We start from the raw sequence: 14,758 nt of genomic DNA on the forward strand, positions 1-14,758 counted from the left end.
TTTCAACTAAAACTTACATTACTTACTGTTCTGTAATTGTATTAAAGAGTCGTTTACGCCAATCTGAGCTGGAGATAATTACTGCCGATGGACGAATAAATGCTTGTTTTTTATGAAGAACGCCTTGCGTTTCTGGCTGTCCCAAAAACCGGCAGCACCGCTTATCATACGGCTTTGCGGGACCGTGCCGATCTGGTTGTCACCGATCCGCCAGATCTGAAACACGCACCTATCCGCCGGTATGATCGGTTTTTCCAGAACATTTTCCGTAAAATGTACGATACTGAGATGGAAATCATGGCGGTTGTTCGTGAACCGGTCGATTGGCTGGGCAGTTGGTACAGGTTTCGCGGCCGCCAAGAGCGTCTTGACCACCCGCATTCAACACATGACCTGAGCTTTGATGATTTCATCCAGGCCTATATGCGCACACCCCGACCTGAATTTGCCGATGTCGGCAGTCAGAGCCAATTTTTTCGCACCCGCAACAACGGGCGTGGCGCCACCCATGTCTTCAAATATGAAAACCAGGACAAAATTCTCGATTTCCTGCAAAACCGCTTGAATATGGATATCCGGCTGCAACGCGAAAACGTGTCACCCACACGAGACCTAACACTGGGCGCAGAGACATTGACCAAGTTCCGCAACACACACTCCGCGGAATTCGATTGCCACGCCTCGGCACTTTGAAACCCTAATTGATCTGCTGAAAAACAGCTTCGGTCAGTTGGTTTAGTGAAAATGGTTTGGGCAGGAAAGTTGAATCGGAAATCTCTGGTCCGGAATCGCCAAACGCACCCTCTGTGTATCCAGACATGAATATGACCCGGACATCTGGCCTGTTCTGCTTAGCCATACGAACCCAGGTCGGACCATCCAATCCGGGCATGACCACATCGGTGACGAATGCGTCAACATTCAATGTGCCATCTTCGAGAAGCCTCAGAGCCTCTTCTCCCGAATCGGCCTCGAGCACAGTGTAGCCTTTCAACCTCAGTGCGCGGGTCGCAAAGGCCCGAACCGGGGCTTCGTCTTCGACCAGCAGCACGACACCCTCACCCTGGCGAACCGTTGGATTCTCAGGGGATTGCGCAGGCGCTGCCTCGGTTTTTTTGGGGGCGGTTGAAACCGGCAGGTACACAATAAACTCGGTCCCTCTCCCCTGAATGCTGTCGACAAAAATAAAACCGCCGGTTTGCTTTACAATTCCGTAGACAGTCGACAGGCCCAAACCTGTCCCCTCACCCGTGCGTTTGGTTGTAAAGAAAGGCTCGAACACTTTCTGTAGCTTATCGGGGGCAATCCCCGTACCGCTATCAATGACTTTGACGGTGACGTATTCACCAGGTTGTACCGTAGCGCGATCCCTTGTGAAGCGTTCTGTCAGCACGACCACTTCGGTTTCGATCCTGACCTCACCACCTTCAGGCATTGCATCGCGGGCATTTACGACAAGATTCATCAACACCTGCTCTAGCTGGCGTTTATCCGCACGAACCGCTTTCAGAACGGGATCGTGGCTGAGTGTCAGCTTAATCTTTTCTCCGACCAGACGATTTAGCAGATGAATAAGGTCTGAGATCGTATCTCTGAGATCCAGGATTTCCGGCTGCAAAGTCTGTTTGCGCGAAAAGGCCAGCAGTTGGCTCACCAAAGCTGCAGCACGGTTTGCGTTCTGATTGATTTGTACAAGATCCCCGTAGTCAGGGTCATTCTGGTCGTGCCGCAAAAGCAGAAGATCGCAATGTCCGGAAATCGCCGTTAGCAAATTGTTGAAATCATGCGCTACACCCCCAGCCAGTTGGCCAACGGCCTGCATTTTTTGTCCCTGCACAAATTGCGCCTCTAAAGTCTTGAGTTCGGTAGCATCATTCAGAACCGCAATCAGCCTGACTTCTCCCTCGCTCAGCACACGTTTCAATGTGACCTGTACGAATATCTCGCGGTCTTCCCGTGTCAGCCTCAGGAATTCAGACCGTGGAACGGCGCCCTCATTTGAAGCCTGCGTCAGCCAATCCAGAACCGGATACCCCAGACCATGCATGATATGCACAACATTGGATTCTCCGGGCTCTATGTTTCCGACAAGACGCGTTGCCAGTCTGTTGGCCTCAAGGATGCTCCCGTCGGGAGAAAGGGTCATTACCGGGACCGGAAGATCCACAAATGACGCGCCAATTCCACTTTCCTGTGCACGATCAAGCGGTAGAACAAGCAGATCGCGCGTGGTTCCCGACCGAGACAGTTCGGCCATCGTAGCCGGAATTGGCCCCTGTGCCGTCTGTACCTGCACAACCTCACCCAATTCGGGCTGCGCGCCAGTCAGAACCTGTGCAAGGTTGTCGGGTCGTTGCCCCAGGATTTGTTCCGCCGCCCCGTTGATCCGCAGCAATGCTCCGTTTCTGCCTTCGGTCAAAATGGGCACAGGCACAGCATCCCACTGACCTGTTCCATCCAGATGAAGCCGCCAAAAGAAAAAATTATTCCCAACACCGAGAACAGAAATCGGTACGGTTGTCTCCAAAGTGACAACGTCTTCTCTTGCACGGCCATGGATCTCGGCCAAAGACTGTAGGCGCAGCAAAATTGCCGACGGGTTCGCAAAAATAGACTTTAGACCTTCATCCAGCCGGTTGCCGGGAAAAACATGGAGCTGAGCCCGGGCATGAGAATTGCAAATCAGAACATCACCCTGTGCATTGGCAATCGCGCAGGGGTACAGCTCTTCTTCGGCAAAAACCTCCATAACCCTAAGCTCACGACGTACCGAGTCGTCGGAAATCAGCGCCCTCACCACGACCAACAGTGATGCAGCAAGCAAAGACACACCTGCCACCACAAGGCCGAGATTCCAGGCTTGGGGAATGATTCCTGCCAGCGGCAGCAGTGAGAGCAACACCCCTAGCGCAACCAATGGTGCTAGACGCAAACCACTTGGTGTATTTCGTAACTTTGGGTCAGAATAGAAATCTGCGGTATCGGACATTAAATACTCAACTTGCCGGGCTAGGTGTAACCCAACGCAAAAGGATTAACGCCCACTTAACCAACAAAGTGAGCAATTCTCCTTTAGGTTGCTATTTGTCCGCCGACTACCGCGTCAAGTGTGACGTGAAAAACCCGTCAGTACCGTGTGATACATACCACGTTTTGCGAAACTTCTCGGTCCATTCGGAGTGCGCCGCCACGAACGCATCGACCACTGCACCGTTTTCGACCTCGAGCATGGAACAGGTTGCATATGCAAGAACACCCGCTGGCCCCACCAAAGGCGCGACATCATCAAGGATCGTCCGCTGCGTTTCCGTAAGCCGGTTCAGTCCATCTTGTGTAAGAGACCATTTTCCCGCCGGGGCGCGACGCCAGGATCCGCTGCCTGAACAGGGGGCATCCGTCAGCACAATGTCGAATGGTGCCTGCGCAGAGATCTCGTCATTGGTCAGGAGCGTTATCTGTGCACCCGCTCTTTCGGCCCGGGCGGGCAAATCACGCATTCGCGCCGCATTAACGTCATGCGAGAAAACATCTACACCGTGATGCGCGGCCAAGGCCAAGGCTTTGCCGCCACCACCGGAACAATAGTCCAGAACCCGCATTCCGGGGTTTAGGTCCAATGATTCAACTACGGCCTGGCTCGCCGCATCCTGCAGTTCGACCAACCCATCAGTATAGGCGCGGCTTCCTGAGATTTTCCGCTCGCCCTCGACAACTTCGAGTGCGGTCGAACAAGCGGGATGTGGCCTCGCTTGGATGCCGTCCGCCAGCAAGACCGAGACCGCCTGATCGACACTCGACTTAATCAGATTGACCCGCAAATGAACCGGGGCCCGAGCTCGCAATGCCTCGGCCACTGGAAGGGTCAAATCACCCAAAGACTCTTGAAAGGTTGGCCAAAGCCATTCCGGTATGTCGTATTTCTGGGCGTCGGATTCACATGGTTTAGCCTGTTCGTGTTCTTCCAAACTGGCTGGTGCGTACCCTTCGCCATTGAATATCTGATCCAGATCGACTTCTTGCATGCGCATCGCGCCAATCATCAACCCCCTACCGGTTTCCGTCCCACCTGCCGCTGCAAATGACCTTTTGCACCGCAAAGCACCAAACACATGGTCGCGAATAGCAGCCCTGTCTTTGGAACCGGCGAAACGGCTGCGCCGCGCCCAACCGGTCAGGGCCTTTTCGACCGGGGCACCCGAAAGAATCTGATCAAGAATTTCGATGGAGGCCTGAACACGTGCGGCGGGGGTCATTTTATTCTCCGATATGGTGCAGGGCAAAAACGCAAAGCGGCGCCCTCGCCGGGGCGCCGCAGTTCAGGTTCCGGCAATTTACATCACTCGATAATTCGGGCTTTCGCGTGTGATTTGCACGTCATGCACATGGCTCTCCTTCAGGCCAGCCCCTGTGATTCTGACGAAGTTGCAGTTCTTTCGCATCTCTTCGACCGTGGCGCAGCCGGTATAGCCCATGGCTGCGCGCAGGCCGCCGACCAGTTGATGCACAACCGCGCTGGCCGAGCCCTTGTAAGGCACCTGCCCTTCGATCCCTTCGGGCACCAGCTTGTCGCTGGCGGCATCCTTCTGGAAATAGCGATCCGCAGAGCCACGTGCCATCGCGCCTAGGCTGCCCATGCCGCGATAAGATTTGAACGACCGGCCCTGATACAGGATCACTTCGCCCGGGCTTTCATCTGTTCCGGCGATCATTGAGCCAACCATGGCACAGGACGCACCCGCAGCAATCGCCTTGGCAAAATCGCCCGAGAATTTGATACCACCATCTGCGATAACCGGCACATCGCCGGCGGCCGCGGCGCAATCCATGATCGCAGTCAGCTGCGGCACGCCCACACCGGCAACCATCCGCGTAGTACAGATCGAACCCGGCCCTATCCCCACCTTGATGGCATCCGCGCCTGCGTCGATCAGCGCCTTGGTTGCGTCCCCAGTGGCGACGTTACCGGCAATGATCTGCACCTCGTTCGACAGGGTCTTGACCCGCTTCACCGCGTCCAGCACCCCTTGAGAATGCCCATGAGCGGTGTCTACAACGATAATGTCGACACCGGAATCCACCAGTTGTTCGGATCGTTCGAAACCAGAGTCACCAACCGACGTCGCTGCCGCGACTCGCAACCGGCCCAGCCGATCCTTGCAGGCCGTTGGGTTCAGCACCGCCTGTTCGGTATCTTTCAAAGTCAGCAGACCCGTCAGCTTGCCCGCCCCGTCCACAACCAGAAGCTTTTCGATCCGACGCGCGCGCATCAGGCTTTTGGCCTCTTCCAGATCGGCGGGTTCCTGAAGCATCGCCAGATTGTCCGAGGTCATCATCGCGTGAACCGGCGTATCATCCGAGGTCGCAAAACGCATATCACGGTTGGTCAGAATACCGACCACGCGGCCTTCTTCGTCCACCACGGGAAAGCCGGTGAAGTTATAACGCTGCACCAACGCGTTGGCGTCCGCCAGCGTCTGATCCACCCGCAGTGTCACCGGGTTGTAAACAATACCGGATTCAAACCGTTTGACCCGGCGCACTTCGCGGGCCTGTTCATCCACCGTCAGGTTCTTGTGAACCACGCCGATGCCGCCCGCCTGCGCCATGGCGATGGCCATGCGCGCCTCGGTCACCGTGTCCATCGCCGAGCTGAGCAGTGGGATGTTCATGGTGATTTCCCGCGTCACGCGCGTGGTCGTATCCGCCGTGGCCGGCAGCACAGAAGATGCGCCCGGAACCAGAAGAACGTCGTCAAAGGTGAGTGCCTCACGAATCTGCATCTGTTAACCCCATGCAAAAGCCCGTTTGACGGTGACCCTATTGCATGGATTGCATCTAAGGAAAAGCCCCCGACATAAACTAGTTTTTACCTGCTGGTCGGCGCTGCGGCAAAAAACGACGCAACGCACACAAAACGTGCCGCTGAATGGCCTTTCCCTTTGCGTACAAAACCATATCTTGCCCGACATAGGCGCGAATATAAAAGGCAGGCCAATCATGACCACCGACCCTCTTGTTGTCTTTACCCCATCGGGCAAACGCGGGCACTTTCCCGTAGGCACTCCGGTTCTGACTGCGGCACGGCAACTGGGTGTGGATCTGGATTCCGTTTGCGGTGGACGCGGGATTTGTTCGAAATGCCAGATCACGCCAAGCTATGGCGAGTTTCCCAAGCACGGCGTGACCGTAGCCGACGGTGCACTAAGCGAATGGAACGCGGTTGAACAGCGCTATGACGACAAGCGCGGATTGAAACCCGGCCGCCGTCTTGGATGTCAGGCCACGGTTCAGGGGGATGTGGTGATCGACGTGCCACCAGAAAGCCAGGTGCACCGTCAGGTCGTACGCAAGGCCGCCACAGCACGCACCATCACAATGGATCCGGCCACCCGGCTGTATTTTGTTGCGGTAGAAGAACCCGACATGCATTCACCAACCGGCGATCTGGAACGTCTGGAACGCGCGCTGCGCGAGCAATGGAACGTCGACGCCGTAACCGCTGATCTTTCCTTGTTGTCCAAACTGCAGCCTATATTGCGCAAGGGTAAGTGGGAGGTCACCGTTGCGGTGCATAAAGGCCACAAGGACGAGGTCGCACGGATCGTGGAAATCTGGCCTGGATTGCACGAGAACGGACTTTTCGGTCTGGCCATCGACCTCGGCTCTACCACGATTGCAGCTCACCTGACCGATCTGGACACAGGCGAGGTCAAGGCATCTTCAGGCCTGATGAACCCCCAAATCCGCTTTGGCGAAGACCTGATGAGCCGCGTGTCCTATTCGATGATGAACCCGGGCGGCGACAAAGAGATGACACGAGCCGTTCGCGAAGCGATAAACGATCTGACAACATCCATCGCGGATGAGGCCGGGATTGACGCCAACCTGATTGTCGAAACGGTGTTCGTCTGTAACCCGGTCATGCACCATCTGCTGCTTGGGCTGGATCCGGTCGAGCTGGGCCAAGCGCCCTTTGCCTTGGCTACGTCCGAAAGCATGTCTTTGCCCGCGCGCGAAATGAATCTGACCAACATGAACCCACGTGCGCAGGTCTACATCCTGCCCTGCATTGCGGGTCATGTGGGTGCGGATTGTGCGGCGGTTGCCTTGTCGGAAGAGCCCGGCAAATCCGAAGATCTGGTTCTGATCGTAGATGTAGGCACCAATGCTGAGATTTTGCTGGGCAATACCAGCCGGGTTCTGGCGTGCTCCTCACCGACCGGCCCGGCCTTTGAAGGCGCGCAGATCAGCTCTGGTCAGCGTGCCGCCCCCGGTGCGATTGAGCGGATCGAGATTGATCCTGTCACTAAAGAACCCCGTTTTCGCGTCATCGGGTCCGAGAAATGGTCGGATGAAGAGGGTTTTGATCAAGACATCGCAACCACTGGCATCAGTGGCATCTGTGGATCAGGCATTATTGAAGCGGTGGCGGAAATGCGTATGGCGGGTTTGCTGGATGAAAGCGGCCTGATCGGATCCGCAGAACAAACGGGCACATCACGCAACGTCCCCGAGGGGCGCACCCATTCCTATCTGATCCACGACGCAAGCGCCGAAGGCGGCCCACGTATCACAGTCACTCAGGGCGATATTCGCGCGATTCAACTGGCGAAATCCGCGCTTTATGCAGGCGCGCGGCTTTTGATGGACGAAATGAACGTGGATACTGTCGACCGCATTGTTCTTGCTGGTGCCTTCGGCGCGCATATCTCGACCAAACATGCCATGGTTCTGGGAATGATCCCGGATGCACCCTTGAACAAGGTTTCAAGCGCAGGCAACGCCGCCGGTACGGGCGCCCGGATCGCCCTTTGCAACATCGGGTCGCGGAATGAAATTGAACGCGTCGTACGCGAAATCACCAAGGTTGAAACCGCCATCGAGCCCAAGTTTCAGGATCATTTCGTGGCAGCGAACGCGATCCCCCATAAGACGGATCCATTCCCGGAATTGGCCAAAGTGACGACCCTGCCCTCGCCCTCGTTCAACACCGGTGGTGGAGATCAGGAAAACTCTGGCCGCCGCCGTCGCCGGAGGTCATAGTCGCGGCAACAACGGAGGGGTACGATGCAGTCGGTGAATGAGGAACAGGCAGAATACTGGGGAAAATCCGAATCCGGGGCCAAATGGCTGACATATCAGGATCAGTTGGATCAACTGATGGCTTCGGTTCTGGACCTTGTGCTGGAGAATGCCCAGCTTAAACTAGGAATGCATGTGCTCGACATCGGCTGTGGCACTGGCGAAAGCTCTCTTGCAGCCGCGCGATTGGTCGGGCCGGATGGCGATGTTCTGGCCGCCGATATATCGCAAGCGTTTCTTGATCGTGCCAGCGCCCGAGCCTCGGAAAACGGGCTGAGCAACATCAGCTTCCAACATGCTGACGCGCAGATATTCGGGTTTCCTGCCAATCAGTTGGACTCCGCGATTTCACGGTTCGGCGTGATGTTCTTTGACGATACGGTTGCTGCATTCGCCAATATCGCCCGCGCACTTAAACCCGGCGGGCAGATGACCTTTGCAGCTTGGGGGCCATTGGATGACAACCCGTGGTTCAAAATACCCCATATTGCTGCGGTAAAACGCCTTGGGCAGCCGCCTCGGGTAGATCGTTATGCGCCGGGTCCGCTGGCGTTTCACGATCTGGATCACGTCACCGGCATGATGCAACAGGCGGGGCTGTCGGACATTCAGGCCCAAGCCATCTCCGTAAACCTGCCCGGCGCTGGCGGGTCAGAGGAAATAGCCGCTTTGTGCACCCGCGTCGGCCCCGCCGCGCGAACCATCGCGCATTTCGAAGGCACCGAACAGGACGCAGCAGCAATCCAGCACGAGGTCTGTCAGGAATTCGCCCAGTTCACATCCGAAACGGGCCTGCACGTCCCGGCGGTGATAAACCTGTACCAAGCGCGTCGATCGAACTGAATGGAGCGGGTAGCGGGAATCGAACCCGCGCGTTCAGCTTGGGAAGCTGACAGGCTACCATTACATCATACCCGCCACTGCTAGCTGAATATCACCGGTACAAGATCAGGTTCAAGCGGTTTTGATCCAAACCGTCAGGCTATTTGCGACGGCGAAGAGAAAAAAGGCCGGATCAAAAGATCCGGCCAGAATGTTGTTTTATAACGTTTATGCGCGGCGACGACGGCCACCGCCGCGACGACCACCTCCAGCCCCTTCAGCACCGGCTTCGCTGGGGGCTTTGTTGAATTTGATCCAAGCCCCGCCATGCGGATCGTTATTGGTCAGCAAGTTGGCGGCGCGGATGGCCTCCATCTCTTTACCGGCGCGCGGCAAGGTCGAACCCAGGCCAAACAGCTGGCAGAAGGTCTCATCATCCATGTCCGCCGGCAGGATGATGCCCTTTGCTTCAACTTCAGCCTTCTTCTCGGCCAGCTTCTTGGGACCAACCGGCAAGGCAACGGGGTTCATGATCGCCGAGGTCATGCCAGCGCCCATTGCCATCGGCAGGAAGGCGTTGTTGATGCCATGACGGTTCGGCAGACCGAACGAGACATTGGACGCCCCGCAAGTGGTGTTCACGCCCAGTTCCTCACGCAAACGACGAACCAGAGCAAACACCTGCTGACCGGCAGTTGCCATTGCGCCGATAGGCATCACCAGTGGATCGACCACGATGTCATGGGCCGGGATCCCGAAATCAGCGGCCCGTTCGACAATCTTTTTGGCCACTTCGAACCGCACATCGGGATCTTCCGAAATCCCCGTATCGTCATTTGAGATCGCTACCACAGGGACATTGTATTTCTTGACCAGCGGCAGAACCAGCTCCAGACGATCTTCTTCGCCTGTGACCGAATTTAACAGAGGACGGCCCTCTGCCGCCTCAAGACCCGCTTCCAGAGCTCCCGGAACCGATGAATCGATGCACAGCGGCACTTCGACCAGCCCCTGCACCATTTCAACGATCTTGCGCATCAGCGGCGGCTCGGTCTCGTTCGGGTTGGGGTTCGAGTTGTAGACAACGCCCGCGTTGATATCCAGAACGGTCGCGCCAGCGGCAACCTGCGCGAGGGCGTCCTTTTCAACGGTCGAAAAATCGCCTGCTTCCAGTTCCGCCGCCAGTTTCTTGCGGCCTGTCGGGTTAATCCGCTCACCGATCACGCAGAACGGTTCGTCAAAGCCCAGGACGGCGGTTTTTGTTTTTGATTCTACGACTGTACGGGTCATGTCCGATCCTTAGGAGGTTACAGGCTTTGCCGAAGCGCCGCCGTTGTTGATGGCCCAGTTGGCGTTTGTCTTGATGCCACCAAGCGGGAAGAAATGTACGTTTGTGATATTGAAATCAGGGTTGGCTGCTTTGTGGTTGGCCAATTCGGTGATCACATCCGTGGGCTCATAAGGCAGCAGCAGCTTGGACACGTCCATAGCGCGCTTTTGCAGAACCTTCAGCGATGGACCAACGCCGCAGGCGATGGCGAATTTGATCAGTGTTTGCAGTTTTGCCGGACCGGCGATGCCGATATGAACCGGAATGTCGATCCCCGCCTCTTTCAGGCTGTCGGCCCAGGCGATGATCGGTTTGGCGTCAAAGGCGAACTGAGTGGCCAGCGCCATTTCGGCATCCGTGGTCTCAGAGAACTTCTGTTTCCAACGCAGCGCATCGTCAACATTCTTGGTCGATCCGTCAGGGTCGATGTCCTTGTTGCCTTCAGGGTGGCCCGCGACGTGCAGACGCTTGAACCCGGCCTTGTCGAACAAACCAGTTTCCAGCAGCTGCATCGAGCTGTCGAAATCACCATGAGGATTCGCGACACCACCGGCCAGCAACAGCGCCTGATCCACACCTGCTTCACCCTGGTACATAGAAATCCAGTTTTCCAGCGTCGCCGTGTCTTTAATGATCCGCGCCGGGAAATGCGGCATAACAGGATAGCCGTCCGCCGCGATGCGCTTGGCGGTCTTGACCATGTCTTCGATCGGAGTGCCTTCGATATGGGCAATATAGACGCGTGTGCCTTCAGGCAACAAAGCGCGAAAATCCTCGACCTTCTCGGCGGTGCGCGGCATCACCTCAATCGAATAGCCCTGCAGGAAGGCTTCGACGGTTGGATTTACCGGACCGTTTTCGGCGGCATCACGTTTCTTGAAGTTCAGCAAAGCCATAGCGGCCTCCCATATAGATTTCGAGCTCATGCCCAACCGTCATTGGCGATCAGAGCCTTGATACGGTCCTGATCATATTCCGTTTCCAAACGCACAGCCTGCTGTTCGGCAATTTCGGACGGATCGCCCTCAACCGCGAAAGGCGCGGCCTTGCGCCATTCGGCCAGATAGGCATCGCTGTCCTTGGCGTTCACCTTCATGGCGGCGCGGTCAATGGCTTGCTCGAACCGTTCTTCCAACTGCCGTTTTGCGCCCCGGCGGCCCTTGCCGACGATGACTTGGGCGGGAATGTCGCGCCAGTATACGATGGTGACGTCAGGCATCTGCTTTGATTCCTCCTAACCAGATGGACCGGTTCTAAACTTCAATGTGGTCGCAGGTCGGTCGATTTTCGACACAAGGCGCATTTCAAACGACGTTTTCACCTACAACGGGATACACGGCTTGTAACGAATTGTTCCTGTAAACCTCACCTCAAAATTCTCATCAATTTAATGAGTATCTTGCACGAACCAAAAGGCCGACCTATGGTCGGGGTAACTCGTAAATCGGAGGGCGTTGAAGATGGCGCCCAAGCGTCCCAAAGGTGCGGGCGCGTTCCCGAAGGCGGTCGAAAGCCCCGCGCCGGCAAGACCCGATCCTGATGCGCTTTATGCCGCGCTGGATTTGGGAACAAATAGCTGTCGCATGTTAATTGCCCAGCCCAAGGGCAGCGGGTTTCATGTGGTGGACAGTTTTTCTAAATCCGTGCAGTTGGGCGCGGGCTTAGAGCGGACGGGGCGTTTGTCTCGGTCGTCGATGGCGCGCACCATTCAGGCGTTGCGCATTTGCCAGCAAAAGCTGAAACGCAACAAGGTCAAGCGCATGCGTCTAGTCGCAACCGAGGCTTGTCGCCGTGCAAAAAATTCACGTGAATTCATTCGCCAGGTAAAGGGTGAAACCGGGTTGACGCTTGAGATCATCCAGCCCGAGGAAGAAGCGCGTCTGGCCGTAATATCCTGTGCCCCGCTGGTGTCCACTAAGACAGAACAGTTGTTGGTTGTGGATATTGGCGGCGGTTCGACAGAGCTTGTCTGGATCGACATATCCTCGCTTCCGCGTCGGGATCGCCCGGCGGCGATTATGCGTCTGCATAATGGATTTCATACAACAGACAGCCCGTTTCCTGCAGCCAAGGTTGTGGATTGGATCAGTGTTCCCCTCGGCGTTGCGACGCTGCGCGATCAGTTCCATGATGTCGAAGATGATGCGGCGCGGTTTGCTTTGATGAGCTGGTTTTTCGAAGAAAACCTAGCCGATTTTGCGCCTTATAAGGATGAGCAAGCCCGCGAAGGTTTTCAGATCGTCGGCACCAGTGGCACGGTTACGACAGTCGCAGCCTCACATCTGGGATTGAAGCGGTATGACCGGACCAAGGTAGACGGTTTGCGCATGACAAGCGATCAGATTGACAAAGTGATACGCGGGTATCTAGAACTCGGCCCACTGGGGCGGCGGAGAGATCCGCGTATCGGCGATGACCGCCAGGCCCTGATCATGTCCGGCTCGGCCATATTGCAGGCTTTGTTACGATGTTGGCCAACCGACCGTCTTTCAGTGGCGGACCGGGGGCTGCGCGAAGGCCTGCTTTATGCGCAGATGAGCGCGGACGGTGTATTGGAAGACGGACCGTTCTGATGGCGAAGACACCTACTGGCAAAAACAATTCAGGCCGCGGGCAGCGCGACCTGAAGGTTAAGGTCAAAACCGCCCGCGGGCGCAAAATCAGCTCGACCCGGTGGTTGGAACGTCAGCTGAATGACCCCTATGTCAAGCGCGCGCAGGTCGAAGGCTATCGTGGGCGTGCGGCGTTCAAGATATTGGAACTGGACGATAAATTCCGCTTCCTGGTTCCAGGTGCGCGCATCGTCGATCTGGGTTGCGCCCCAGGAGGCTGGCTGCAGGTTGCGGTCCAGCGCGTTAATGCATTGGGTGAGAAAAGCGGTAAGAAAATCGGCACCGTTCTGGGTGTCGACATACAAGAGGTCGAGCCGGTCGCAGGGTCCGAGGTTCATCAGTTGGACTTTATGGAGGACGATGCCGACCAGAAGGTCAAAGACTGGTTGGGTGGCAAAGCGGATGTGGTGATGTCAGATATGGCCGCTGCGTCCTCGGGGCATAAACAGACAGACCATTTGCGGATCATGGCCCTGTGCGAAACCGCCGCCTATTTTGCCTTTGATGTGCTGGAACAGGGCGGCACATTTGTCGCCAAGGTTTTGGCCGGAGGAGCCGAAGGGGATCTGCAGAAGATTCTGAAACAGAAGTTTGACAAGGTGGCGCATGTCAAACCACCGGCATCCCGCGCGGACAGTTCGGAAAAATTCGTTGTAGCAACAGGGTTTCGCGGCTGAAGTTAATCCGCGAAGTCAGCCAGGGAACGCGCAAGACGCTGTTCACGCAGCGAAGATATTGCGTTTCCTTGCAACAACAATGCCTCACCGTGACTGATATCCGTCGCCGGTTTGGCCCGTAATTCTTCAATCCGCCGGGTCAGCGACGATGGATTTTGCGATTTCGCGCTTTCGGGCAGTTTGGTCATGAGGCCTCACCTTGATGCGTACGGGGTCACAGTCCATGCAGTTTGGGTAAGAAACGTGCCGATTTCATGACGCAAACCAGGCTTTGAGTTGCTATTTCACAACCCCAGCCACCCTGCCCTTCAGGTTTGTCCGTTACTTTGATCCTGCAAATCCATCAGCGCGCCGTTGAATTCAGCGCCCAGAATCAGGATGGCCGCGCATAGATACAGGAAAATCAACGCAGCCATCGCCCCCGCAAGACCAGCATAAGTAGCGCTGTACGAGGCGAACTGTCCGATATAGATCGAAAAGCCCCAACCGCCCATCGCCCACAGAGCGAGTGTCAGAACAACGCCCGGAAGGATTTGCCACAGCCGATGGCGGCGCGTCGGCAGCACAAGATGTGCAACGATAACCGTGCCCGCAGGAACCGCGACAGTAAAGGTCCAGCGCAATCGATCCACAGACAACCAGTCTGACACGTTAACATCCGTCTTTTCGGACACGAGGCGCGTGTAGACCGGCAAGACGACTTCGACGGCGGCGATGGCCAGAATGGCCGCCCCGCCAACAATCACCAATCCCAGGCACAGCAAGCGTGTCTTCCAGAATGGCCAGGCGTCATGATCATGATAGGCCTGGTTCATGGCCGCCCGCACCGCAACTACGCCGTTTGAGGCAAAGAAAATGGCCAGCAAACCGCCCAGGGTAATTACCCCCGAACCTGATTCCGCCAGGACCGAGCGCAACTCTCCCACAATCGGGCCGGCGACATCTTTTGGCCAGGCGCCAAAGATCAGTTCGATCAGCTCGTCCGTGACATAATCCTGAGACAGCGTACCAGCCAGTGCCACAGTGAACAGAACAAACGGAAACAGGGCCAGCATCAGGGACATGGCAACGTGGCTGCTCATGACCATGCCGTTTTTGGCCCCAAATCGCCCCAAGGCCAGCCAAAGGGCTCGAATTACTCTTCCAGTCAGGGGAATCAAACTTGTCGTCATCCGAAAACTCTACCCTGACTGTATTCGAACCAGAACCGGCAAAACCCGACTGGACGCAATTAA

General features: G+C 56.3%; 13 protein-coding genes and 1 tRNA gene. 5 read left to right on the forward strand and 9 right to left on the reverse strand.

The features are described from left to right. Nucleotides 1-99 precede the first annotated feature (99 nt). A complete protein-coding gene (locus tag AC2FFB_RS02675; protein WP_496874466.1) occupies nt 100-693 on the forward strand; it encodes a sulfotransferase family 2 domain-containing protein in 594 nt (197 codons plus the stop codon). Nucleotides 694-697: 4 nt separating this feature from the next. Here the strand turns inward: AC2FFB_RS02675 and AC2FFB_RS02680 are convergent, their stop codons facing one another. From AC2FFB_RS02680 to guaB, 3 genes are all read right to left on the reverse strand, one after another. Then, entirely contained in the window at nt 698-2,989 is a 2,292-nt protein-coding gene (locus tag AC2FFB_RS02680) for a hybrid sensor histidine kinase/response regulator (RefSeq protein ID WP_496874467.1), read from the reverse strand. Nucleotides 2,990-3,095: 106 nt separating this feature from the next. Further along, nucleotides 3,096-4,253 carry an RsmB/NOP family class I SAM-dependent RNA methyltransferase gene (locus tag AC2FFB_RS02685; RefSeq protein WP_496874468.1) on the reverse strand — a complete coding sequence of 386 codons (1,158 nt, stop codon included), beginning with the start codon at nt 4,251-4,253 and terminating at the stop codon, nt 3,096-3,098. A gap of 78 nt (nt 4,254-4,331) precedes the next feature. Then, nucleotides 4,332-5,780: an IMP dehydrogenase gene (gene guaB / locus AC2FFB_RS02690; protein ID WP_496675678.1), complete on the reverse strand. Its 1,449-nt coding sequence runs from the start codon at nt 5,778-5,780 to the stop codon at nt 4,332-4,334. Nucleotides 5,781-5,997: 217 nt separating this feature from the next. Here guaB and AC2FFB_RS02695 point away from each other — a divergent pair, with 217 nt between their 5' ends. After that, on the forward strand, nt 5,998-8,043 hold the full coding sequence (locus tag AC2FFB_RS02695; RefSeq protein WP_496714138.1) for an ASKHA domain-containing protein: 2,046 nt from the start codon (nt 5,998-6,000) through the stop codon (nt 8,041-8,043). Nucleotides 8,044-8,067: 24 nt separating this feature from the next. Then, entirely contained in the window at nt 8,068-8,925 is an 858-nt protein-coding gene (locus AC2FFB_RS02700) for a class I SAM-dependent methyltransferase (protein WP_496874469.1), read from the forward strand. Between the two features lies 1 nt (nt 8,926). On the opposite strand, the gene AC2FFB_RS02705 is transcribed toward AC2FFB_RS02700, so the two are convergent. The 4 genes from AC2FFB_RS02705 to AC2FFB_RS02720 form a co-directional block, all read right to left on the reverse strand. Then, nucleotides 8,927-9,000, reverse strand: a tRNA-Gly gene (locus AC2FFB_RS02705). Between the two features lie 132 nt (nt 9,001-9,132). Then, nucleotides 9,133-10,194, reverse strand: a complete 1,062-nt coding sequence (locus AC2FFB_RS02710) for a methyltetrahydrofolate cobalamin methyltransferase (protein WP_496824672.1) — start codon at nt 10,192-10,194, stop codon at nt 9,133-9,135. Nucleotides 10,195-10,203: 9 nt separating this feature from the next. Continuing rightward, complete coding sequence (locus tag AC2FFB_RS02715) at nt 10,204-11,130, reverse strand: methylenetetrahydrofolate reductase (RefSeq protein ID WP_281995000.1); 927 nt, start codon at nt 11,128-11,130, stop codon at nt 10,204-10,206. 26 nt (nt 11,131-11,156) lie between these two features. Beyond that, complete coding sequence (locus tag AC2FFB_RS02720; RefSeq protein WP_142633696.1) at nt 11,157-11,453, reverse strand: virulence factor; 297 nt, start codon at nt 11,451-11,453, stop codon at nt 11,157-11,159. Nucleotides 11,454-11,694: 241 nt separating this feature from the next. Here AC2FFB_RS02720 and AC2FFB_RS02725 point away from each other — a divergent pair, with 241 nt between their 5' ends. Then, the gene (locus AC2FFB_RS02725; protein ID WP_142633694.1) at nt 11,695-12,807 is read left to right on the forward strand and encodes a Ppx/GppA phosphatase family protein; all 1,113 of its coding nucleotides are present in this window, start codon (nt 11,695-11,697) and stop codon (nt 12,805-12,807) included. After that, on the forward strand, nt 12,807-13,523 hold the full coding sequence (locus AC2FFB_RS02730; protein WP_142633692.1) for an RlmE family RNA methyltransferase: 717 nt from the start codon (nt 12,807-12,809) through the stop codon (nt 13,521-13,523). Before AC2FFB_RS02725 ends, AC2FFB_RS02730 begins: the two co-directional genes overlap by 1 nt. A 2-nt stretch (nt 13,524-13,525) precedes the next feature. Here AC2FFB_RS02730 and AC2FFB_RS02735 read toward each other — a convergent pair whose 3' ends face one another. Together AC2FFB_RS02735 and AC2FFB_RS02740 are read right to left on the reverse strand one after the other, a co-directional pair. Further along, the gene (locus tag AC2FFB_RS02735; RefSeq protein ID WP_142633690.1) at nt 13,526-13,711 is read right to left on the reverse strand and encodes a hypothetical protein; all 186 of its coding nucleotides are present in this window, start codon (nt 13,709-13,711) and stop codon (nt 13,526-13,528) included. A 120-nt stretch (nt 13,712-13,831) separates the two neighbouring features. Further along, nucleotides 13,832-14,695: a YihY/virulence factor BrkB family protein gene (locus AC2FFB_RS02740; protein WP_142633688.1), complete on the reverse strand. Its 864-nt coding sequence runs from the start codon at nt 14,693-14,695 to the stop codon at nt 13,832-13,834. Between the last annotated feature and the right edge of the window lie 63 nt (nt 14,696-14,758).

The organism is Ruegeria sp. YTSA219, from assembly GCF_059609985.1.